This window comes from Maritalea mediterranea (genome assembly GCF_021568695.1).
GTDB classification, from domain to species: domain Bacteria; phylum Pseudomonadota; class Alphaproteobacteria; order Rhizobiales; family Devosiaceae; genus Maritalea; species Maritalea mediterranea.
This window is the reverse complement of sequence record NZ_JAKGTI010000001.1, coordinates 813,210-836,123: the sequence shown is the minus strand read 5'-3', so window position 1 is coordinate 836,123 and position 22,914 is coordinate 813,210. Positions and strand designations below refer to the sequence as shown.

Annotated in this window: 21 protein-coding genes; 14 read left to right on the top strand and 7 right to left on the bottom strand. The window is 55.4% G+C overall.

Annotated elements, in window-relative coordinates:
* Positions 1–72 precede the first annotated feature (72 nt).
* From L1I42_RS04050 to L1I42_RS04035, 4 genes are read left to right on the top strand one after another with little or no spacing between them, the layout of a single operon-like run.
* Positions 73–1,008: a sulfite exporter TauE/SafE family protein gene (locus L1I42_RS04050; protein ID WP_236113210.1), complete on the top strand. Its 936-nt coding sequence runs from the start codon at positions 73–75 to the stop codon at positions 1,006–1,008.
* Positions 1,005–1,766: a TIGR02186 family protein gene (locus tag L1I42_RS04045; RefSeq protein ID WP_236113209.1), complete on the top strand. Its 762-nt coding sequence runs from the start codon at positions 1,005–1,007 to the stop codon at positions 1,764–1,766. The genes L1I42_RS04050 and L1I42_RS04045 overlap by 4 nt, the downstream gene beginning before the upstream one ends.
* Before the next feature lies 1 nt (position 1,767).
* The gene (locus tag L1I42_RS04040; RefSeq protein ID WP_236113208.1) at positions 1,768–2,226 is read left to right on the top strand and encodes a DUF3429 domain-containing protein; all 459 of its coding nucleotides are present in this window, start codon (positions 1,768–1,770) and stop codon (positions 2,224–2,226) included.
* The gene (locus tag L1I42_RS04035) at positions 2,223–2,666 is read left to right on the top strand and encodes a GNAT family N-acetyltransferase (RefSeq protein WP_236113207.1); all 444 of its coding nucleotides are present in this window, start codon (positions 2,223–2,225) and stop codon (positions 2,664–2,666) included. The genes L1I42_RS04040 and L1I42_RS04035 overlap by 4 nt, the downstream gene beginning before the upstream one ends.
* Here the strand turns inward: L1I42_RS04035 and pdeM are convergent.
* The 3 genes from pdeM to L1I42_RS04020 are packed head-to-tail and all read right to left on the bottom strand — an operon-like array spanning position 2,663 to position 6,353.
* Positions 2,663–3,364, bottom strand: a complete 702-nt coding sequence (gene pdeM, locus L1I42_RS04030; RefSeq protein ID WP_236113206.1) for a ligase-associated DNA damage response endonuclease PdeM — start codon at positions 3,362–3,364, stop codon at positions 2,663–2,665. The genes L1I42_RS04035 and pdeM overlap by 4 nt on opposite strands.
* Entirely contained in the window at positions 3,361–3,813 is a 453-nt protein-coding gene (locus L1I42_RS04025) for a GNAT family N-acetyltransferase (protein WP_236113205.1), read from the bottom strand. Before L1I42_RS04025 ends, pdeM begins: the two co-directional genes overlap by 4 nt.
* Complete coding sequence (locus L1I42_RS04020; protein ID WP_236113204.1) at positions 3,810–6,353, bottom strand: ligase-associated DNA damage response DEXH box helicase; 2,544 nt, start codon at positions 6,351–6,353, stop codon at positions 3,810–3,812. The genes L1I42_RS04025 and L1I42_RS04020 overlap by 4 nt, the downstream gene beginning before the upstream one ends.
* Before the next feature lie 64 nt (positions 6,354–6,417).
* Here L1I42_RS04020 and L1I42_RS04015 point away from each other — a divergent pair, with 64 nt between their 5' ends.
* The 3 genes from L1I42_RS04015 (at position 6,418) to L1I42_RS04005 (ending at position 8,974) form a co-directional block, all read left to right on the top strand.
* Entirely contained in the window at positions 6,418–6,705 is a 288-nt protein-coding gene (locus L1I42_RS04015) for a DUF6460 domain-containing protein (RefSeq protein WP_236113203.1), read from the top strand.
* Positions 6,706–6,794: 89 nt separating this feature from the next.
* Positions 6,795–7,568: an SDR family NAD(P)-dependent oxidoreductase gene (locus tag L1I42_RS04010; protein WP_236113202.1), complete on the top strand. Its 774-nt coding sequence runs from the start codon at positions 6,795–6,797 to the stop codon at positions 7,566–7,568.
* 41 nt (positions 7,569–7,609) lie between these two features.
* Positions 7,610–8,974, top strand: coding sequence for an MATE family efflux transporter (locus tag L1I42_RS04005; protein WP_236113201.1), 1,365 nt, complete (start codon positions 7,610–7,612; stop codon positions 8,972–8,974).
* On the opposite strand, the gene L1I42_RS04000 is transcribed toward L1I42_RS04005, so the two are convergent.
* Positions 8,971–10,083 carry a quinone-dependent dihydroorotate dehydrogenase gene (locus L1I42_RS04000; protein WP_255768335.1) on the bottom strand — a complete coding sequence of 371 codons (1,113 nt, stop codon included), beginning with the start codon at positions 10,081–10,083 and terminating at the stop codon, positions 8,971–8,973. The genes L1I42_RS04005 and L1I42_RS04000 overlap by 4 nt on opposite strands.
* Entirely contained in the window at positions 10,084–10,425 is a 342-nt protein-coding gene (locus tag L1I42_RS03995) for a DUF952 domain-containing protein (protein WP_236113200.1), read from the bottom strand.
* 169 nt (positions 10,426–10,594) lie between these two features.
* On the opposite strand from L1I42_RS03995, the gene L1I42_RS03990 reads away from it, so the two are divergent.
* On the top strand, positions 10,595–11,230 hold the full coding sequence (locus tag L1I42_RS03990; protein ID WP_236113199.1) for a S24 family peptidase: 636 nt from the start codon (positions 10,595–10,597) through the stop codon (positions 11,228–11,230).
* A 513-nt stretch (positions 11,231–11,743) separates the two neighbouring features.
* On the opposite strand, the gene L1I42_RS03985 is transcribed toward L1I42_RS03990, so the two are convergent.
* The gene (locus tag L1I42_RS03985) at positions 11,744–13,354 is read right to left on the bottom strand and encodes a lysine--tRNA ligase (RefSeq protein WP_236113198.1); all 1,611 of its coding nucleotides are present in this window, start codon (positions 13,352–13,354) and stop codon (positions 11,744–11,746) included.
* 222 nt (positions 13,355–13,576) lie between these two features.
* Here L1I42_RS03985 and L1I42_RS03980 point away from each other — a divergent pair, with 222 nt between their 5' ends.
* Together L1I42_RS03980 and L1I42_RS03975 are read left to right on the top strand one after the other, a co-directional pair.
* The gene (locus L1I42_RS03980; protein ID WP_236113197.1) at positions 13,577–13,984 is read left to right on the top strand and encodes a tellurite resistance TerB family protein; all 408 of its coding nucleotides are present in this window, start codon (positions 13,577–13,579) and stop codon (positions 13,982–13,984) included.
* A gap of 136 nt (positions 13,985–14,120) precedes the next feature.
* Positions 14,121–14,990: a sterol desaturase family protein gene (locus L1I42_RS03975; protein ID WP_236113196.1), complete on the top strand. Its 870-nt coding sequence runs from the start codon at positions 14,121–14,123 to the stop codon at positions 14,988–14,990.
* On the opposite strand, the gene L1I42_RS03970 is transcribed toward L1I42_RS03975, so the two are convergent.
* Positions 14,944–15,780, bottom strand: coding sequence for a transporter substrate-binding domain-containing protein (locus L1I42_RS03970; protein ID WP_236113195.1), 837 nt, complete (start codon positions 15,778–15,780; stop codon positions 14,944–14,946). The genes L1I42_RS03975 and L1I42_RS03970 overlap by 47 nt on opposite strands.
* A gap of 82 nt (positions 15,781–15,862) precedes the next feature.
* Between L1I42_RS03970 and L1I42_RS03965 the strand changes: the two genes are divergently transcribed.
* The 4 genes from L1I42_RS03965 (at position 15,863) to L1I42_RS03950 (ending at position 22,269) form a co-directional block, all read left to right on the top strand.
* Complete coding sequence (locus tag L1I42_RS03965) at positions 15,863–17,800, top strand: glycosyltransferase family 2 protein (protein WP_236113194.1); 1,938 nt, start codon at positions 15,863–15,865, stop codon at positions 17,798–17,800.
* A 106-nt stretch (positions 17,801–17,906) separates the two neighbouring features.
* Complete coding sequence (ilvA, locus tag L1I42_RS03960; protein ID WP_236113193.1) at positions 17,907–19,166, top strand: threonine ammonia-lyase IlvA; 1,260 nt, start codon at positions 17,907–17,909, stop codon at positions 19,164–19,166.
* Entirely contained in the window at positions 19,166–20,926 is a 1,761-nt protein-coding gene (locus L1I42_RS03955; protein ID WP_236113192.1) for a sensor histidine kinase, read from the top strand. The genes ilvA and L1I42_RS03955 overlap by 1 nt, the downstream gene beginning before the upstream one ends.
* Positions 20,923–22,269 carry a sigma-54-dependent transcriptional regulator gene (locus L1I42_RS03950; RefSeq protein WP_236113191.1) on the top strand — a complete coding sequence of 449 codons (1,347 nt, stop codon included), beginning with the start codon at positions 20,923–20,925 and terminating at the stop codon, positions 22,267–22,269. The genes L1I42_RS03955 and L1I42_RS03950 overlap by 4 nt, the downstream gene beginning before the upstream one ends.
* Positions 22,270–22,914: the final 645 nt, after the last annotated feature.

The following is a 22,914-nucleotide window of genomic DNA, read 5'->3' as shown; positions in this document are numbered from 1 at the left end:
ATAGTGCGGCCTACACCGGGCGCACATCAATTCACCAAATGGGTGTTTATCGAATTTTAGGATCACCGTCTCGTGCAGCTTTATTTGCCCATTGCTGAACTCTCGCTCAACCTGTTTATGCTGGTTGGATTAGGGGGCGCTGTGGGCTTCCTCTCCGGTCTGTTTGGCGTTGGCGGCGGTTTTCTGCTCACCCCCATGTTGATCTTTTCCGGCATTCCTGCGCCCGTGGCCGTGGCGTCAGTAACGGGCCAAGTTGTGGCCGCGTCCACCTCTGGCGCACTTTCATATTGGCGACGGGGCGGCATCGATTTGAAGTTGGCGCTGTTTCTGATCGTATCAGGTGTCTGCGGCGCCTTTCTAGGCGTATGGACTTTCGGTCAGTTGCGCAGCGCGGGCCAGCTCGATCTGGTGATTTCACTGGGTTATCTGATCTTTTTGGGGTCCATTGGCACTCTGATGCTGATTGAAGCAGTGCGTTCTATCATCAAACATCGACAGCAGGGCGATAGCCGCCCCACCAAATTGCCCGGCAAGCATAATTGGGTGCATGGCCTGCCCTTTCGGGTGCGGTTCAAGCGCTCTAATCTGTATGTCTCAATCTTTCCTGTTATTTTGATTGGCGGGGGCATCGGTTTTCTGGGCTCATTGTTGGGCATCGGCGGAGGGTTTATTCTGGTGCCCGCGCTGATCTATCTGCTGCGCGTGCCCGGCTCCATTGTGATCGGCACCTCCTTGCTGCAGGTCTTGGCCATTATGGCCGCCACCACCATTTTGCACGCAGTCAATTCGCAAACCGTCGATATTGTTCTGGCCTTCACGTTGATGACCGGTTCTGTGATCGGTGCCCAGTTTGGGGTGTCGGCCGGTCAATATCTGCGCGGCGACCAATTGCGCGCCCTTTTGGCCCTCATCGTGTTGGCGGTTGCCGTGCGGTTTGCCCTGTCATTGCTGCTCACCCCGAGTGATCCCTTCTCTGTCGCGGTCCTTTCAAGTGTGGGGGGTGGATGATGCGTTTGCTTCTGGCGCTTTTCACATTGGCTGTAATGACGGTACAGGCCTCTGCGCAACGCCTGGTGATGTCGACGTCCGAACCCGTGGTCTCTATCAGTTCTAACTTTGCTGGAGACACCATCACGATTTTCGGCACGATCGAGCCAGATATCGGGTTCGAACATGATCAGGTGACCAATAATTACAATATTGTCATCTCCATCAAGGGGCCGGCCGGCACTTATGTGGCGCGGAAGAAGACGCACCAATATGGAATTTGGCTCAATGGCGAGCAGGAGGCCTTTGAAGGCTTTCCATCCTATTTTGCGCTGGTCTCCAGCGCACCACTGGAGAAAATTGCAGATGCGGGTGTGCTCAGTGTCAATGGGTTGGCATTTGACAGTTCGCCGCATATTCGGCCAGTCAGACGCACCCAGAATACCGATGTGTTTGCCCAACAGCTGATCCGACTGATGAAAAAGCGCGGGCTTTATTCATTGGACGAGCATGGGGTGCAGTTTCTTTCTGACACCTTTTTTTCCGCCCGCATTGCCCTGCCAGCGCACGTGCCCAATGGCACTTATCTGGCCAATACTTATGTATTTCAAAATGGCGAGTTGATCGACAATGCCCCCCAACGCTTCACGGTGCGCACCGTTGGCTTTGAACGGTTTGTTGCCAATAGCGCCAAAGAATATTCTTTGATTTATGGCGTGGTTTGCGTCATTCTGGCCATATTCACCGGTTGGTTGAGCGGGGTTGTTTTTAGGAGATAATATGTCTCTTCCCATTTTTTGGTCGCGCACGGTTTCCTTGGCCGCCCTGGCGGGCTGGGTACCTTTTGCCACAGGATTTGTTCTTGTCATTTTTCCGGGCCTGTCCCCGGTTGATCCGGTTATTTTTGAGCGGGCTCTGCTTGGTTATGGCGCCCTGATTCTGTCGTTTCTGGGCGGCGTTCGCTGGGGGATACGGCTACAGGGCGGTGCGGGCAGCGACCTGACTTATATCGTGGGCATATTTGGCTCCGTTGCCGGGTTTATCACTTTGCTGCTGCCGCTCACCATTGGGCTGTTGATCCTCACTGTCGGATTCGGCATTCATGGCGTGTGGGATGTTTGGTCCGGCATTCGCGGGCGCGTGCCGCCCGCCTATGCCCGGCTACGATTGGTGATGACCTGGCTCGTGTGCATCACGCTCATTCTCATTTTGATTGCACGGATCATAGTCAACCTATGATGGGCTGTCGGGTCAGGCTCGCTACGAAGCGCGATGCCATTGCCCTTCAGGACATTTACACCCATCTTCACCCGGATGATCCAAAAATCAATGAAGATCAGTTTGAGCAGGAATTGGAAGCGCTGCTGGCAGATCCGGACCGGATGATCATCGTGGCCGAGCTGGATGGCATTATCGTTTCCAGCTGCACCCTTTTTATTCTGCCCAACCTCACCCGGGGCAACCGCCCGATAGCGCTGATCGAAAATGTGGTGACCCACAAACAATATCGCCGCACGGGCTTAGGCAAAAAGGTATTGCACGATGCGTTTGACCGCGCTGAAGCGGCTGGTTGTTATAAGGTCATGCTGCTTACAGGCAGCCAGACCGAGGGTACGCATCACTTTTACCAAGAGGTCGGCCTAAAGCCAGACAAAACCGGCTACCACAAACGGCTTTAGCCTTTGACCAGATATTTGGCGCTCACAGGATAAATCTGATCGCGGCCAATGGCATAAATCCGCATCTGGTCTTTATTGAGCACCGGCTTGAAGGCCGGGTTCAACACATTGAGATTGCCGGTGGAAACGCCATATGAGGGCATGATCAGCCGATCATCATCACACACAAAGCAGGGCCGCTTGGTGGACCGCCCATTGATGCGGATGCGGGCGCCCGGGTGCAAATGACCGGCGATTTGCGGCGCGAACTTTGCGTCCGGTTCGTGTGAGAGGGTCAGGCCATCCATAAACAATTCATCACAGCAATGGCCGCCCAGATCATGGGCACTCGGGTCATGATTGCCTGCAACCCAAATCCACTCATAATGCGCGACGAAACTGGCCACCAGCTCCCGATCATGCGGCAACAAGGTGGTGGTGCCTTCATCGCGGTGGAAACTGTCACCCAACGAGAAGACGCGGGTTGCGCCGGTCAGGTTCAAGTCGCGTTCCAATTTCGCCAGGGTGGCCTTTGTGTCGTAGGGCGGGAAAAACTGACGCGATCTGGCAAAGGAGGACATTTTTTCCAAATGCAAATCCGCCACCAAAAGCGCGTTCTGGCTGGGCCAGAACAATGCGCCCGACAGCAGCGGCACAAAATCCTGGCCGCCAAAAGTGAAACTTAACGCATCTGTTTTTTGCTGTGCGGCCAAACTCATTTTAGCGCCATCCGATATTGCACAATCCGCCCTATTTCTTCGAAGCCAAGTGCCTGATGTGCCTTTTGGCTGTTGGTGTTGCGAAGTTCAGCATCTGAGCCGAGGTGCGGATAATTTTTGGCCTTGGCCCAATCAATTGCCCGCTGCACCAGCGCTTTGCCCACGCCTGTGCCACGATAATTTTCATCGATATACCAGCCTTCCATATAGGCCACTGGCCCATCATAACAGCCATCAGCATAGGATCGCTCGCTAATTTCGACAAAGCCGATCAACCGGTCATCACTGGCGGCGCAGAAGACGGCCTTAAGGTTTGGGTCGGTGCCTGCAAGGAAGCGATGCACATCGTCGCTGGCCTCGTCGAAGCTGATCTCAAAAAGCGTGCCGCGCATCCGGGCCCAATCGCGCCATTCTTCTGGCCGTAGATCGCGGATTTCGATTTCGCTCATTGTCCTGTTGCCTCGCGCATCAATTCTTCCGCCGCTTCCACCAACACGCTTTCGCGCCCTTCGCCAAAGATTGGCTCTTTGCCAATTTCCAGCATCACCGGCACTGCCAGCGGAGAGATTCGGTCCAGCTTTTGATGAATAATATGCCGTTTGATCCGTTTTAAACAATGGCCCAGCCGCTCAATATCCAGCAAGCCGCGCGCGGCATCGCGCCGCGTGGCCTGCATCAAAATATGGTCTGGCTCATGCTCATAGAGCACATTGTAAATCAGGTCCGACGACATGGTCATTTGCCGCCCAGTCTTTTCCTTGCCCGGATGGCGGCGCTCAATCAGCCCGGAAATAATGGCACAATTGCGGAAGGTGCGGCGCATCAGGCTGGATTCATCCAGCCAGTCTTCCAAATCATCGCCCAGCATATCTTCAGAAAAAAGCTCATCCAAACTAAGGCGGCCAGATTTGAATTGATGGCCAATGTCCGTGGCGCACCAAATGGCCAACGCATATTCGGAGGCGACAAAGCCGAGTGGTTTGGCGCGATCACGCTCCAACCGCCGCGTCAACAACATGCCCAAAGTCTGGTGTGCCAACCGTCCCTCAAAGGGATAGCAAACCATGAAATATTTGTCGGCCTTGGGGAAGGTTTCCACCAACAGACTTTCCTTGCCCGGCAAAAGTGATACATCGCGCTGCAAGCTCAACCAGTCGCGCACCTGATCGGGCAGTACTTTCCAGCTTGTCGGGTCAGCCAAGGTCGCCCGCACTCGCTCTGCGAGATAGGTCGACAGTGGAAATTTGCCGCCCATATAGGAGGGGATTTTCGGGTTATTGTTATAAGAGCGCGACACATAGGCCTCATTGTCGCGAATGGCCTCGAACGCCACCATTTCGCCGCCGAAAAGAAAGGTGTCGCCGGGCATCAATTGGCTGAGGAAATATTCTTCCATCTCGCCCAACACGCGCCCGCCCCGGCCAATCGGGCCCGTTGTCGCGCCGCGCTTATAGGCTTTGGAACGCACCAGCCGCACTTTCAGCATCGGTTCTTCCACAATGGTGCCCACGTTCAACCGATATTGCTGCGCCACTTTGGGGTGGGAAATGCGCCATGTGCCATCTTCTGTTTTGCGCATGCGGGCATAGCGTTCATAGGCTTTAAGGGCATAGCCGCCCGTGGCGACAAACTCGATCACCCGATCAAACAGGTCGCGGCTGAGGTCGCGATAGGGCCAAGCGCGCAGGGTTTCCTCATATTGTGCATCGGCAACCAGCGGATCGCTACACGCCATGCCGAGGATATGCTGTGCCAGCACGTCCAGCCCGCCGGGCTGTGGGTCTTCACTGTCTTGCGCCCCCTCCTCTGCGGCTTCCACCGCGGCTTCACATTCCAGCACTTCAAAGCGGTTGGCGGGCACCAGAATGGCGCGCGAGGGTTCGTCCAAACGGTGGTTGGCGCGGCCTATGCGTTGCAACAGGCGGGACGAGCCTTTGGGCGCGCCAATTTGCATCACCAGATCCACATCGCCCCAGTCGATGCCGAGATCGAGGGTGGAGGTGCACACCACCGCCCGCAGTTTGCCCGTGACCATCGCCGCTTCCACCTTGCGGCGCTGTTCCACATCCAGCGAGCCATGGTGCAGCGCGATGGGCAGCGACTCTTCGTTCAATTCCCACAGGGACTGAAACAGCAGCTCCGCTTGCGAGCGGGTGTTCACAAACAAGAGGCTGGTGCCATTATCTTTGATAATGTTCAGCAAATCCGGCACCGCATATTGCGCCGAGTGGCCCGCCCACGGCACACGGTCGTCGCTTGCCAAAATCGACAATTGCGGTTTGGCCCCACCGTCATGGGTCACCATCGCCACTTCGCGTTGAGGGCATGGGGCGGCAATCCAATCGCGCAACATCTCCGGGTGGGCCACGGTGGCCGAGAGGGCTGAGACTTTCAGATCAGGGCAGAGCGTGCCCAGCCGTGCCAGCCCGAGCGCGAGCAAGTCACCTCGTTTGGACAAAGCCAGTGCGTGGAGTTCATCCAGCACCACACGCTTTACATTGCCAAACAATTTCGGCGCTTCTTTGTGCGACAGCATCAACGCCAATTGCTCTGGCGTGGTCATCAAAATGTGGGGCGGGTCAAAGCGCTGGCGTTGGCGGCGGGAAGATGGGGTGTCGCCCGTGCGGGTTTCCACCCGCGCGTCCAAGCCCATCTCCTCGATGGGGTTAATCAAATTGCGCGCCACATCCACCGCCAGGGCTTTGAGCGGCGAAATATAAAGCGTGTGCAGCCCGTCATGGGGCATTTCGGCCAAATCGCAAATGCTGGGCAAAAAGCCGGAGAGGGTTTTGCCCGCGCCAGTGGGGGCAATCAGAAGTGATGATTTACCCGCTCTATCGGCTTCCAGCATGTCGAGCTGATGCTCGCGCGGGACCCACTTGCGGCCCAAAAACCAGTCGCGCACAATCGGCGGCAGGCCCCAGCTTTGCGTGAACAAATCGGGGGCGACTTGAAAAGAATCAGATTGATTTCTTGTTGTTTTCGCCATCGTGCTTATATTTCACAAATGAGACGCCATCGCGCCAGCTTAAATTCGACCGAGGGGATCAAAAATGCCTGAACGTGATCACATCTATGACGCTGACGACCATAAGGATCGTCGCGACTCCAGTGGCAGACAGTTTTTAAAGCTGGTTCTGGCTTCACTGCTGGTGGGCTTTGTGATGTATCAATCGGGTCTGACCCCGGGTGATATTTTTGGTGGCTTTGGCCGATGGATCGGCTCTATCTTTTCTGATTTCGGCACCACCTTTGCCACCGTTGCGGTCTGGTTTGCTTATGGCGCTGCTGTGGTGTTCCCCTTGTGGATCATCATCCGGATTCTGAAATCCTTTAAATAGCGCAGAACTTTATCGCGGCCGCACGGCTTTACAGCGCAAAATAATCATTGCTAGAAAAGTGGTCCCACCATTTTTCGGAGTCGTTTATTATGGCGCACCACGATTTTTCAGACGCTAGAACCATTTTCATCACTGGCGCAACATCAGGCTTTGGCGCAGCCACCGCCCGGCTGTTCGCGAACAATGGCTGGAAAGTTGTGGGCACGGGCCGGCGCGAAGAACGGCTGAAGGAGCTGCAGGACGAATTTCCCGAGGGTCAGATTCATGTGATTCAGATGGATTTGACCGATGAAGACTCGATCAAGTCCGGCATTGCAAATCTGCCCGAAAGCCACAGCACCATCGATTGCCTGTTCAATAATGGCGGCCTTGCGCTAGGCGTAGACCCGGTGCCGAATGTATCGCGCGAGCAATGGCGCACCATGGTGGACACCAATATTATGGGCGTTCTGGACACCACCCTCAATCTGCTGCCGCATCTCAAAAAAGCGGGCAAAGGCGCCAGCATTATCAATGTGGGGTCAATTGCGGGCAGCTTCGCCTATCCCGGCGGCAATGTTTATGGTGCCACCAAGGCCTTCACCCATCAATTCTCCTACAATCTGCGCAGCGATCTGGCGGGCAGCGATATCCGTGTGACCAGTCTTGAGCCGGGCATGGCCAAATCTGAATTTACGCTGGTGCGCACGGGCAGCGAAGAAGCCAACGAAAAGCTTTATGAAGATGTGTTGCCGCTAGTGCCGCAGGATATTGCAGAGATTGTCTGGTTTCTTGCCACACGGCCCGCGCATGTGAACATCAACTGCGTTGAGGTGATGCCCGTGGCGCAGACCCCAAGCGCGCCCACCATCACCCGCGGCTAATCACCTTTGGCGCGTCCGCGCGCTGCATGAAAGCGTCTGACATGAGTGTCAAAACCTATCCGTTCGATGTGCGGCACAAGGATGTGTGGTACATCGCGTTGCCCACGGCCTTTGCCTTTGTCACCGAGCCTTTGCTCGGCATTGCCGACACCACCATTGTGGGGCGTTTGGGCGAAGTGGATCTGCTTGGCGGTTTGCTGCTGGGCGGGTTGGTGTTCGACTTTATGTTCGCCTTTTTCTATTTCCTGCGCATGTCGGTCACAGGCCTTACGGCGCAAGCGTTTGGCGCGCGCGACGAGGCGAAGCAAACAGCGCAATTGGCCCGCGGTTTGGTGATCGGGCTAGGAGCCGGGCTATTGATCCTGCTGCTCGGCGGGCCCATCGCGCAATTTGCCAAGGTGGTCTATGGCGCTAGCGATGCGGTGAATGCTGCGTTTGAGCAATATTTCTTTATCCGGCTGTTTGCCGCGCCTTTCGCCCTGATGAATTTTGTGCTGGCAGGCTGGTTTTTGGGCCGGGGCCAATCGCTCACCGCGCTGGCGCTGCAGGCGGGGCTGAACCTCACCAACATCATCTTGTCTTATGTGCTGGTGTTCCAGTTTGACCTGGGCATCGCCGGGGTGGCCTGGGGCACCGTGATCGCCACCCTGATCTTTATGGTGATCGGCGTCTTTGTTGCTATTCATACCCTGGGCGGGTTTTCGCAATTGGCCCGGCGGCTGCATGAGGCCAATTTGCTGGACCGGGCCGAGATCAAAAAGCTTCTGTCCTTAAGCAGCAATATTTTACTACGCTCAGTCACCATCAATGCAGTCTTTTCTTTCTTTGCCCGTGAAGGTGCACAAGCAGGCGACCTTTATTTGGCCACCAATGGGATTTTGCTGCACTTTTTGATGATCGCCTCCTTCTTTTTGGATGGGCTGGCCGCGGCTTCTGAACAGCTTTGCGGCAAGGCGGTTGGGGCGCGGTGGCGCCCGGCCTTTTTCAGCGCCATCAAGCTGTCGTCGCTCTCCGGCTTTGTGCTTTCCGGCTGTCTCTCGGTAATTTTCATTTTGTACGGACCGCTGCTGATTGACTTTATGACCACCAGCGATGTGGTGCGCCAAACCGCACGCGACTTTTTATGGCTCGCCGCCCTTGCCCCGGTGTTCGGGGTGCTGGCCTTTGTGCTTGATGGGGTGTTCGCCGGTGCAGCCATGGGCACCGATATGCGCAATGGCATGTTCCTCTCCGCCCTCGCCTTTCTGGCGATCTGGGCGGTTGCGGTGCCCTTGTTCGGCATTTATGGATTGTGGCTGGCGCTACATGGCTTTTTCATCGCCCGCAGCGTGATCTTTTTATGGCTGCTGATGCGGCGGGTGCCCAGCTTGTTTTCAGAACAGCCCCCCGAGCGCGAAGCAGCCTAGATTTCGAGTTTGCCGCTGGCCCAATCGTCAGTTTTGGAGCCGGAAATGTCAGCGACGCTCTTATAGTCATAACGCATCATTTCGCTCACCAGCCCTTTTTTGATGCTGGTCATCAATTCCATGCCGCCAAACACCAGCGCCGAATAAAGCTGCACCGCATCAGCGCCCGCTTCAAATTTGGCCAAAGCGGTTTCAGCAGAATAAATGCCGCCTACGCCGATGATCGGCATATCCTTGGCAACTCGTTGGCGCATTTGCGCCAGGCGTTGGGTCGAGAAATTAAACAGGGGTCGTCCGCTCAGGCCGCCAGCTTCGTAAGCATGTTCAGCCCCGTCCACCAAGTCGCGGCGGATGGTGGTGTTGGAAATGATCAAGCCATCCAGATCGAGCGTTTCGATCACGGTGGTGATTTCATCCATTTCGGTTTCACTCAAATCCGGGGCCAGCTTCAAGAAGACCGGCACCCGCACAGAGGCGCGGCTTCGTTCAGCCAGCACTTCGGTCAACAGCCGCTTGAGCGCGTCTTTGCTTTGCAGATTGCGCAGGCCCGGTGTGTTGGGTGAGGAAATATTGGCGGTCAGATAATCGGCGATCGGGGCAAAGCGCTTCACGCCTTGCACATAGTCTGCCACAAAATCTTCGCTGTCTTTATTGGCGCCCACATTGATGCCGATGGTGGTGCCCGGTTGCTTATTGCGGGTTAGCCGTTCAAAGGCGGCTTCATGGCCTTCATTGTTAAAGCCCATCCGGTTGATCACGCCCATTTCTTCAGGCAAGCGGAACAGGCGCGGCTTGGGGTTGCCCTCTTGCGGCCGCGGGGTGATGGTGCCCACTTCCACAAAGCCAAAGCCAATTTGCATCAATTGGTTGGGCACCTCCGCATTTTTATCAAATCCGGCGGCCATGCCGATCGGGTTTTTAAGCTCCAGCCCGGCAATCGATGTGGTCAGACACGCCGGGTCCATTTCCTCCTGCTCGGGCACTGCCCCCAACTTCAACGCGCTGATGGTGGTGCGGTGCGCCTGCTCCGGGTCCATCTTCAGCAACGCGTCCCGCGTGAGATTTTGGACCAGCGGGTTGTTCAGGATCTTGGAAATGTAGGATTTCATCTATCGTATATCGTCGGGCAGGATAAATCTGCCGTTCTCGTCCACTTTCAAATCATGCGTTCTGAGCACATGTGCCAAATTCAACTCGGCATAAAGATGCGGAAACAAATCATCGCCGCGAGACGGTTCCCATTTCAAATGATTTTCCACCCATTCCGCATCGACATAGAGCAGCACGAGGTCGGATTGCCCGGCAAAATGCTTCTCCAAGGTCTCCGGCAGTTGCGCCGCAGTGGAGAAATGCATAAAGCCATCTTCAATATCGACGGGCATACCGCGATAAAAGCCTTCATCTTTGGCCGCTTCGTAATCAGCTTTGGGGCAGACTTTATAAATGATCATGGGTATTAAACGCTAAATTGTTTATTCAACAAAGGCTTAGTCCTTTCTGCACAAAAGTGCAAGCGATGTGGAGCCTTTTTACTTTACAAATTTATTAAGAATAGTTACCAAGATATAGGATTTTAATCCGCATCTGCGAAACTATTCCTGTAAACGACAGGGTCCAACCATGATTTCTCACCGCAATATTTGGAACGCGATTGACGCTTTGGCAGAGCGCAAAGGGCTCTCTGTGTCGGCGTTGGCGCGCCTTGCGGGCCTGGACCCGACGAGCTTCAACCCTTCCAAGCGCACCAGCAAGGATGGGCGTGAACGCTGGCCGTCCACCGAGAGTCTAGCAAAGATTTTAGATGCAACCAATGAGGAAATGGATAGTTTTTTGGCCGGTGGCGGGGTCTATTCCCAACCGGAGGCGCATGAACATCCCATTCCGTTGCTTGGATTTGCCCAGGCGGGCACCGGCGGCTTTTTTGACAGTGGCGGCTTTCCCGTCGGCCATGGCTGGGATGAGGTGCATTTCCCGGTGGGGCCGGATGCCAACGCCTATGCGCTGGAGGTGAATGGCGACAGCATGTTGCCGCTTTATCGCGATGGCGATGTGATCATTGTTTCCCCTTCCGAACAGGTGCGCCGCGGCGACCGGGTTGTGGTCCGCACGCAGGATGGGGAAGTAATGGCGAAAATTCTGCATCGACAGACCGCAAATCAGGTGGAACTGCACTCGATCAACCCAGACCACGAGCCGCGGATCATCAAAACAAAGGACCTAGATTGGATTGCGCGGATTTTGTGGGCGAGTCAGTGATTATCGCTCACGGTTGAGCGGCGGCTTTTTACGCGCCAGGAGGCTAGCCGCCTAACCTGCGCGGGCGCGGCCAAAAAGTTGTCTGGAGTCCTCGCTACGCTCGTCCACGCTTTCCCGTGCCAGCATAGGCCGGAACGCCTCCCCACCCACGGCCGTCACGCCGGACTTGATCCGGGGTCCAAGCAGCATGGGCGAGTGTGCGCCGTATAAGTGTAGACGTACCAACCATCACCGCTACATGGATTACCGGATCAAGTCCGGTAATGACGTGAGTGGGCGTCGTCACGCCCTGCACAGCATAAGAGCGGGGCACCCATTGGCGGGTGTGCCGGGGTGGCGAACCCAGTGCGCGACGGCGGCGCGTAAAAAAAGCCGGAGGTACCGGGGGCGGGAACGCAGCGGCCGGTGGCGGCGCGTAAAAAAGCCACCACTCAACCGCAAATGCAGACAATAATCATCCCCCTCCCCTTGATGAGGAGGGGTTAGGGGTGGGGTGCCGCCCCCAAACCTTTGTTATGCCGCGAACTTGCCTTCCAGCGCGTCTGCAATCAATTGCTTGGTTTCGGCCACGCCATAAAGGGCGATGAAGGAGCCGAAGCGGGGGCCTTGGTCTTGGCCCAGCAGCACCTGATAAAGTGCTTTGAACCAGTTGCGCAGCGGTTCAAATTCGAACTCTTTGCCGATCTCAAACACCAGGGTCTGGATCGCTTCTGCATCGCTTTGGTCATCCACCTCGTCCAGGCGGGCGGCCAGTTTTTCCATCGCGGCACGTTCCTGATCTGTTGGCGCGCGGAATTGCTTTGTGGGTTTCACAAAGTCATTGAAGTAGCGAATGGCATAGCCCACCATCCGGTCCAGCTCAGGGTGTGTTTCCGGTGTCGCCACTGGCGCGTATCGGGTGATAAAACCCCACAGCACTGACGCATCTGAAGCGTTGGCAGCAGAAACAAGGTTCAGCAACAACGCAAAGCTCAATGGCATATCATGCTTGGGCGGCATGCCCGCATGGATGTGCACGGTCGGGTTTTCCAACACTTCCGCCGGCGACTGTGTCTCGGCTTTGGTGCAGAAGGTGTAATATTCATCCACCGCCTTCGGGATCACATCAAAATGCAGCTTCTTCGCTGTTTTTGGTTTTTGATACATAAACAGCGCCAGGCTCTCGTCCGAAGCGTAGGTCAGCCAATCTTCAATCGACAGGCCATTGCCTTTCGATTTGGAGATTTTCTGCCCCTTATCGTCGAGGAACAATTCATAGCTTAGGCTCTCCGGCGGTGTGCCGCCCATGGCGCGCACGATGCGGGAGGAGAGTTTGACGCTATCGATCAAATCCTTGCCGGACATTTCATAATCCACGCCCAACGCATACCAACGCAACGCCCAATCGGCTTTCCATTGGCATTTCACCGCGCCACCAGTGACCGGCACGGTTACTTCCTCATTGGTTTCCGGGTCCACATAGGTCACGGTGCCGTGCTCAACATCGCGGCTAATCATCGGCACTTGCAACACAATGCCGGTGCGCGGGCAAATGGGCAGGAAGGGTGAATAGGTTTTTTGCCGCTCTTCCCCAAGGGTAGGCAAAATCACCTTCATCACATCATCATAAACTTCCAGCATGCGCAGCAAGGCGGCATCCAGCCGACCGGACGTGTAATAGTCTGTGGCGCTGGCAAACTCATATTCAAAGCCAAAATCATCCAAAAACCGACGCAAACGCGCATTATTGTGGTGCGCAAAGCTTGGATATTCGTCCGAAAACGGGTCCGGCACCTTGGTTAGCGGCTTGCCGAGATATTCGGCCATACGCTCCTGGTTCGGCACATTGGTCGGCACTTTGCGCAAGCCATCCATATCGTCAGAAAAGCAGATGATCTTGGTCGGAATCTCATCTTTGGTCAGCAGCCGGAAGGCATGGCGCACCATGGAGGTACGGACCACCTCGCCAAAGGTGCCGATATGTGGCAGGCCGGAAGGTCCATAGCCGGTTTCAAAAATCGCTTCTTTCTTGCCGGATTTTTCCACACGTTTGAGCACCTTTTTTGCCTCTTCAAAAGGCCATGCGCGGGCATCTTGTGCCGCGTCAAAAAAATCAGCGTCAAAAAGTGTGGGGGTATTTGCCATTTTGGCGTCCCTTTCCGGTTTCAATCATCTTTTTATTTTTGGGTGTCAGGCGCATCTCTTGCCGCGCCAAAGCCCGTGCCTGCGGCATTTCGCACGTTGCGCGGGTGGCGTCAATAGGCGCACATTTTTTGAAAATGCACAAAGGTGCGCGCGCATGCTTGTAATTGCCCTGCGCGCACCTTAGCTTTTCGATAATGTTCGGGGCAAATAAAGAGGGTTTTTATGTCATTGTCGCCACAAGAAGCACTGATTTACATCATGGTCGTCACTTCGGCAGCAGATCGGAAAATGAGCGATCGCGAGATGAAACGCATTGGCTCAGTGGTGCGCCAATTGCCGGTGTTCCAAGATTTTTCTGAAGACAGCCTGCCGCTGGTCGCAGCCGACTGCGCTAAAATGCTGGATAAGGCCAACGATCTGCAAAGCGTGATTGACGAAATCACCCGCGATTTGCCATCGCACTTGAACGACACGGCCTATGCCATGGCGGTGGAGATTGCCGCCGCTGACTTGCAGATCCGTCCAGAAGAAAGCCGCGTGCTGGACTTGCTGCGCATGAAATTCGGACTGGACCGGCTGACCAGCTCCGCCATTGAGCGAGCGGCGCAAGCGCGTCACCGCGTGGTTTAAGCGCTCTAGAAGGTTCTGGCATTTGCGGCGCGCGGTCAAACACCGCGCGCTTTTTGTTGCTCACAATCTGTTCACAGCCATTTGCTTTTTGTGGCGGGCGCACCCATGCTAAAGAAATGGCAATAAAGGAGTGACTATGCCGGAACTCGGTTCCAGCGAAGGGACATGGCGCTTTGCCGCTTTCGCGTCTATTTTGGTGATTATGGTGGTGCTGGAGGCCGTCTGGCCCCGTCGGCAACGGCGTCATACGCGCTGGCGCCGCTGGGCCACCAATTTCGGTATTTTGCTATCTGATTATCTGGCGGTCACACTGGTGGTGTTGCTGGTGCCGGTCACCGCTGTGGTCACCGCTCTTTTTGCCCAACAGCAACAGTTCGGCCTGTTTTACTGGCTGAGCTGGCCCGTCTGGTTGGAATGGCTGATCGCGTTTTTGGTGCTCGACTTTGTGATTTGGGGCCAGCATGTCCTCACCCACAAAATTCCGCTCCTGTGGCGCATTCACCGGGTGCACCACACCGATCAGGATCTGGACGCCAGCACGGCTGTGCGCTTTCATCCGCTGGAGATTATTCTCTCGATCTTTATCAAATCCGCCGCAGTGCTTTTGTTGGGCGCCAATGCGGTGTTGGTGGTGATTTTTGAGGCGGTGGTCAATGGCTCGGCCATTTTCAACCACGCCAATTTTAAAATCCCGCCCAAGGTGGACCATGTCTTGCGCTGGTTTATCGTCACCCCCGATATGCATCGCATTCACCACTCGATTGAGCGGCGCGAACATGACACCAACTATGGCTTTGCCTTAAGTGTTTGGGACCGGTTGTTCCGGGTCTATAGCGTGGAGCCGGAGCTGGGTCACGACAAGATGATCATCGGGCAGAAGGATGCGCAGGATCAGGGGCCGGAGACTTTTTTATGGTCGATTTTGCTGCCCTTCTTCAAGCTGAAGACGAACGCAAAATTTAGTCGTAAAAATTCACCGGAAACCACTTCAAATAAAGCTCAGTGAATTTGCCATTTTCCTGAAGGCGGCGCAGGCCGATATTGACGGCGCGGCGGGTGGCATCATCGCCTTTTTGCACAGCGATGGTGAGCCCCGCTCCAAAATAGTCATTGGAAAAATAAGGGCCATCATCAAAGGCGCAGCAATCGGGGTTTTCATTCAACCAGAACGAGGCCCGCATGCCATCGACAAAGGCACGATCCACATCGGCAAATTTCACCGCTTCCAGCGCTTCAACCTCATTGTCAAAAGGCACTGGCTCGAGATTATTGAAGTGCTGCGCTAAAAACGCCGCCTGAGCAGAGCCTTCGCGCACCGCCACTTTGTTTTTGATCTCGTCGCTGGAGCGCAATTGCCCCTCCTGCCGTGCCACAAAGCGGGCGGGAAACTTCAAATAGCTTTGCGAAAAATCCATTTTTTCAACGGTATCCGGGCCAACGGCAATTGCGGCGATGACAGCATCGCCCTGACTGCTTTCCAGCGCGGTCGGCAATTGTTCCCACGGCCAGGATTGCATGGTGCATTTGATCCGGATTTCAGCGCATAGCGCTTCGGCCAGTTCAATATGAAACCCCACTAGCTCCCCCTGCCCATTGCGAAAATTGAGCGGCGGAAAGTCGGCGGTGGTCAAAAACCGGATGGCCCCGATCTGACTGGCGTCGAACACATCTTCGTGGGCGTCTAAATCCACATGGTTGGGCAGGGTTTGGGCGCTGGCAGCGATGGTCGGCACCGATAGGCCAACCAATAGCATGCTGGCCACAAGAGTTCGCAACCGCCTGAAAAAATCACTCATTCGCACTCATTCACATTTTGACTCAGCCAAAGGATTTTGCCACAGTAAAGCTTATTTTATTTATTTTTTATAGTGATTTACATTGATTTATTTGCGGACGGATCTGCGAGCGACAGATCTATTGCAGCAATTGTTGGCCCCCTTCCGGGTGGATCGCTACCACGCATCCGCGCTGATCTCCCACGCGGAGACGCAGAATCTAGACGTGTTGCATGTATGCGCTGCGCGATATGGAATCGCGGAAACCACCCTTTACGCCCGGGCCGCGGAAATCTTGGGGCTGGCCTACCATCCCACCGTGCCTCCCGGCGCGATAAATATGCCCCAGATTGACCGCCTGGAATTTTTGCCCGATATGCGGCAGATACGCGGAAAGGTATTTGACCGTGAACTGATCTTCGCGGCGCCCAGTTTAGAACGGTTAGTCGCCCTGCATGCACGGCTTAAACGCCAACCGGAGTTGCGGTCGCAAATTTGTATCGTGCCACTCAGGGCGCTACGCCAGGCGGTGCAAGAGGCGCAAAATCCAACACTTTACGACGCCGCCATCCAAAGGTTGGCGCGCGTCTGGCCGCGTGCCAGCGCGCATCTTGGGTTGGGCGATTTCAAGCGTTTTTTGTTTTTGGGGGCTGTGCTGTTTGTTGCCGTCCTTTCTGCATGGGACCCGCCGGTTCTTGAAATTGTCATCTTTTGGTTCTTGGCGCTGCTTTACCTCAGTCCGGCAGCATTCCGTCTTTATGCGTCGCTCTATGGGTTGATGCTGGGTCGCAGCAAACCACCGCGGCTTCTGGGTGATGCTGAATTGCCAACATATAGCGTGTTGGTGCCTTTAAGGGACGAGGCTGCATTGGTGCCGCAACTTGCAAGAGCCCTGAAAGCGCTTAACTACCCGCCCGAAAAACTCGACATCAAGCTTGTTGTTGAATCGGTATCCGTGGACACGATTGCCGCTGTGGAGGCGGAGTTGAACTATCTGCCATTTCAATTGGTCACAGTGCCAGATGGTGCCCCGCGCACCAAACCCAAAGCGATCAACTTCGCATTGCCGCTGGCACGCGGCGACCATATCGTTGTTTTTGACGCTGAGGATATCCCCCACCCTGACCAATTGCGATTGGCAGCGACCCTTTTTGCCCAACAGCCGGAGATAGACTGTTTTCAGGCCGAGCTTGTGATCGATAATGGCGGAGAAACCGCCCTCACGGCGCTGTTCACAACAGAATATGCCACTCAGTTCGGTTTGATCATGCCGGCGCTGGCAGACTTGGCTATGCCGATGCCGCTGGGCGGCACATCAAATCATTTCAGGATCACCTCGCTACGCCATGTGGGTGGGTGGGACAGCTACAATGTCACAGAGGATGCCGATTTAGGGTTGCGTCTGGCGCGTATAGGCATGCGCTGTGGCATGTTGCCCTCGACAACGCGCGAGGAAGCGCCCATCAATATATGGCCATGGGTGCGGCAACGAACGCGTTGGATGAAGGGTTGGATGCAAACATTGCTGGTCCATTCCAGCGAGTTGCGTTTGTTGCATCTGCAATTGGGTTGGCGAGACTTCCTTTTCTTTTATCTTTATATTGGCGGCATGGTGTTTGCCGCGCCCATGCACGGTATTTTTCTGGTCAAATTTGTAAGTGAGGTCCTCATTTATCAAGCGGAGCTCCCCGCACGTCTGGCCCATGCCTGGCCCTATTTCATCGTCCTGTCGATGACTTATGGCAGCGCCCTGATCATCGGAATATTAGGTCTTATCCGGGCAGGAAAGCCGCTGCTTATATTCTACCAGCTATTGCTGCCGCTATACTGGATTCTCACCTCTGTCGCCACACTGCGCGCAGCGTGGCAATTGGCTTTCGACCCATTTGGGTGGGAGAAAACCACCCACGGCAAAACCCGCGTAATGCGCACATTGTGGCCACGTCAGCAAAACCGCACCAAACGATGGCGGGTTAAGCTGCGCCGGGCACGAAGGCAGTTTGTGTTAAAGGGCAAACGACCCGCACGGCCGATCGATTGACGATCTGGATCATTGGATGACCTCTCTTAGCTGATGGGATGACTTGCGTTCTGTCGGGTGGCCACTTACAAATCCCAGTCTGATCGTTTTTATTCCGGATGAAGTCGTGCACGCATTCACACAAAAAGTTAAACAGGCCAGAGCCAATCTCGAGCAAGTTTTGCCCGCCACACCGCTGCAGCTCAATGTACATTTGACGCAACAATATGGCGCAGATATCTATCTCAAGCGCGAGGATTTAACCCCTGTGCGCTCTTACAAATTGCGCGGCGCGTTTAACTTTATTTCAAAGGCACTGGCGGCGCATCAAGGCGAACAGCCCCCGCATTTTGTGTGTGCGTCTGCGGGCAACCACGCTCAAGGTTTTGCCTTTAGCTGCGCCCATTTTGGGGTGCATGGCACCATCTTTATGCCGGTCACAACGCCAAGACAGAAGATCGACAAAACCGAAACATTTGGTGGCGACTTTGTTGAGGTGCGCCTTACGGGTGATATTTTTGATCAATGTCTGGCGGCGGCGCAGCAATTTTGTGCAGATCAGGGCGCACATTTGGTGCCGCCATTTGATCATGAACATATTGTGGAAGGTCAAGCCACCATTGGGCTGGAAATTATGGCGCAGTTGGCAGACGAAGCGCCAGATATTGTGGTTCTGCCTGTGGGCGGTGGTGGTTTAAGTGCCGGGCTGCTGCAGCTGTTTAAGGACATTGCACCGAAAACTGAATTTGTGTTTGTGGAGCCCGAAGGTGCGCCAAGCCTGAAGCGTAGTTTGGAAACGCAAACGCGCGTCAAACTCCATAAGATCGACAATTTTGTAGATGGCGCCGCGGTGGCACAAATTGGTGCACTGAATTTCGACATGCTAAAAGATGTGCCCGCCGATCAGGTGCATCTGGTGCCGGAAAACCGTTTGTGCGCCACCATCAGCTCCCTGCTGAATATTGAGGGCCTCGTGCTGGAGCCAGCTGGTGCGCTCTCCATTGACGTACTTGAAGATTTGCCGGCTGAACACATCGCCAATAAAAAGATCGTCTGCATCGTGTCTGGTGGCAATTTCGATTTTGAGCGCCTGCCCGAGGTCAAAGAAAAAGCGATGAGCTATCGCGGGCTGAAGAAATATTTCATTTTGCGCCTGCCGCAGCGGCCCGGGGCGTTGAAAGACTTTTTGAATATGCTGGGGCCGGATGATGATATCGCCCGGTTTGAGTATTTGAAAAAATCGGCCCGCAATTTCGGTACGGTCCTTTTGGGCATCGAGACCAACGACCCGGCGAATTTTCAAATCTTGTTTGATAAAATGGCGCGCGGCGGCTTTTCCTATCAGGACATTACTGAAAACGACCTTCTTTCGAGCCTGATTGTGTAATGTTCACCGCAAGCGCCCCAAAATCCCTACACTCTCAACGGCGCCGACTTGCGGCAGCGCTCATCGCTGTGTTTTTGCTAAGTGTGGCGTTTTTGGTGATTTATGCTGCAGCCTTCTCTACCTTTAAGGCCAGCGAGTTGGACCGGGCGCAGGGGCGAGCAGATTTTTACCGGACCACGCTGGAAAGCGCCTTGGACCGGCTTGAGCATCTGCCCTTTATCGTGGGGCAAGACCCGGCGGTGGTGCGCGGGCTAACAGACCCGACCAGTCGGGACGCGCTTAACCGCCGATTGGAAGATTTTGCAACCCGCGCCAATGCAGAAGCGCTTTATGTGATGAATTTGGACGGGCTGACCATTGCTGCATCAAACCATGCACAAGCAGTGAATTTCATTGGCGAAAACTATAGCTTCCGCCCCTATTTTCAAACGGCGAAAAGCGGGCAGCGCGGCAAGTTTTTTGCCATTGGCGCCACCACCAAGCGGCCCGGCTTTTTTGTCGCTGAACCAGTTAGAAACGCTGCCGGAAAGATCATCGGCGTTATTGCGCTTAAAATTGAGTTGGACGAGTTGGTTGAGGCGTGGCAAGCATCCGGTGAAAAAATCCTGATCACCAACCTCGATTCAATCATTGTGTTGGCCAGCCAGCCGGAATGGCATTACCAGACCCTGTCGCCCATCAGCGAAGAACGTCTGCTCGATATCCGCAATATGCGTCAATTTGGACAGGAGGCTCTGCAACCTTTGGATTGGCAACGGTTGGGTGATGATGAAATCGCTCTCGCTGGAGAACGACACATTGGCGTTCGCGTGCCGGTGCGAAGCCAGCCCTGGGAATTACATTTTATTGTCAACACCGCAGGATTACAGGAGCGTGCCTTATTCGTGGTGTTTCTGGCGGCTATTTCCGTCGCGCTCTTGGCGATCCTTTTTATCTTTTGGCGGTCTGAACGGTTGCGCCGGGCGCTGCATGCCTCGCATCAAGATCGACAACGGTTACTGCGCGAAATTGAAGAGCGAAAGGCGACGGAAAAAGCACTGGCCAAAACCCAGGAGGAGTTGGAGAAATCCAGCCGCATGGCGGCGTTGGGCCAATTGGCCGCGTCGGTGACCCATGAGTTGGGGCAACCCCTGTCCGCCATGCGCAATTATATCGCTATTGAAGAAATGGGTGCGGCGCAGAAGCCGGATAGTCTGGCCACTCGCCTTTCGGCGCTGGTGCGGCGCATGGAAAACATCACCCGCGATTTGCGGTTTTTCGCACAGCCCAAACAGGATCAACAGGCCCCGTTTGATGTGGCCAAAGCGATTGAGAATGCGGTGGAGCTGGTGCGCCATGATTTAAAGCAGCGTGATATCGATTTGCAAATCAAAGCGCCCTTGCCTGGACCGCAGATTCTGGGCAACGGCGCGCGCTTCGAGCAGGTGCTGGTCAATTTGCTGCGCAATGCCATTAGTGCAGTGGAGCAGGCAAAAGCGCCACGGATTGAGTTGGGCTGGACCCGCGAACGTGGTCAGGTGGTGATCTATGTCGCTGACAATGGCCACGGGCTGAAGGGGCAGCAAATTGAAGAATTGCAGGAGCCGTTCCGCACCGACAAGCCCTCGGGAGAAGGCATGGGGCTGGGCCTTGCCATTTCCGCCTCCATCGTGAAAGAACATGCGGGCGAGTTGTTTGCGCAAGATAATGACCATGGGGGCGCAACCTTTACTGTGTTGCTGCCGCCCATCCCGCAAGACCAGACAGAGGGCGAAACATGAGCGATAGTGACCAAAAAAGACGCCCCTTTCGCGCGCTGGTGATTGATGACGATAAAGAAATGCGCCAATCGCTTTCACATTTGCTGGAAGCTGCCGGTTGGCGCGTGGAATTATTGAGCGGGATCGCGCAAGTGGAGCAAAAGCTGCATCAGTGGCAGCCCGATGCGATCCTGTCAGATGTGCGCATGCCCGGGGGTTCGGGCCTCGATTTGTTGCATATGGAACAACCCACCCCACCCATCGTGTTGATTTCAGCTCATGGTGATATTCCCATGGCGGTCGAGGCCATGCGCGCCGGTGCCTATAGTTTTTTGGAAAAGCCGTTCGACCCGCAACGCCTGTTGCGGATCATGAACAATGCCGCTGAACGCCATCGCCTGACGCAAAACACCCAGCGCCTGCAGGAGCGGCTGGCCAAATTGTCGGGCATTGACCGGGTGCTGCTGGGCCAGTCGCCGCAACTGCAAACGGTGCGCGAACAGATCATCGATTTCAGTTCCACACCGGCCCCAGTGTTGATTTCGGGGGAGACGGGCACCGGCAAAGAGCTGGTGGCGCGCGCCATTCACGATTTGAGCGACCGGGCGGACCAGCCCTTTATCGCCATGAATTGCGCCACCTTTGAAGCCAGCAGCTTTGAGCGGATGGTGTTTGGCGTGCAAAATGAAAGTCTCGGCACCTTTATGCAGGCCGAGGGCGGCACGCTGTTTCTGGATGAGGTCGCCTCGCTCAACCCGGACATTCAAGCCAAGTTGCTGCGGGCCATTGAACACCATGAGATCATCCCGATTGGGTCAGACAAGCCGCAGTCTGTTGATGTCCGTATCGTTTCTGCTTCAAACGAAAACTTGAATGATGCCATCGCTGCCGGGCGCTTCCGGGAGGATTTATTTTATCGTCTTTCCACTGTGGTGATTGATCTGCCCAATCTGCGGTCACGCAAAGACGATATTGTGCTGCTAATGCAGCATTTCCTTGCCCATTATGCCACGCTTTATGAGACCACCGCGCCCGAGCTGGATGCAGAAGAAATTGCCACGCTGCTGGCGCATGCCTGGCCGGGCAATGTGCGCGAACTGCGCAATGTCGCTGAGCGGCGGGTGCTGGCCGCGCGCCGTGGTGGCGGCTCCATCGGCGCCTCCATGCGGCTCGACAATGATATGGGCAATGTGCCCGAAACCCTGCGCGAAGCCGTTGCCAGCTTCGAACGCAGCCTAATCGCCAAAGCCATCCAAACCCATCAAGGCCGCATGGACGCCGTGGCGGAGGCGCTGGGTATCGGTCGCCGCACGCTCAATGAGAAGATCGTGAAATTGAATTTGGATAAGTCTGAGTTGTTGTAGAGGACGTTTGGTCCGAGGTCTGTTTGGCGCTCTTTTTACGCGCAACCATCGTTCGCGTCCTTCCCGCTCTTTTCTCGTGGATATTTCCCCAGCCTCTCGCTCTCATCGCGGCCGCCCCGGACCTGATCCGGGGCCAACTTTAACGGTTACGGCTAGCTGGTCCCGGCTCAAGGCCGGGACGGCCACCGTAAGAATGGATAAGATTTCAGCACTCTCCGTTGCTTGCGCCGACACGGCATAAGACCAAATCTGGGAAACAAATGCACGCGGCAACTCTTTTCCCTTGCAGATGTTTGTCACGACGCCTCGCCACACAACAGTGTCACCCCGGACTAGATCCGGGGTCCAAGCAGCGCTTGTGAATGTGCACCACATTGGTGGGGAGTGCCCAATGCTAACGCTACATGGATTACCGGATCAAGTCCGGTAATGACGTGAGGGGGTGGGGTGGCGCCCTGCACAGCTTTAAAGCGGGGCACCCATGGCGGGGGTGCCGGGGACGGACACGCAGTGTCCGGTGGCGGCGTGTAAAAATACCGAGGTGGCCGGGCCAGCCTCGCGGCGCGAGCGCCGAAGAGTGGGCGCAGCGACCCGCAACTGCGCAAATCCCCCCTGCGGAAATCCGCAGGGGCGTGCTTTTCCCAT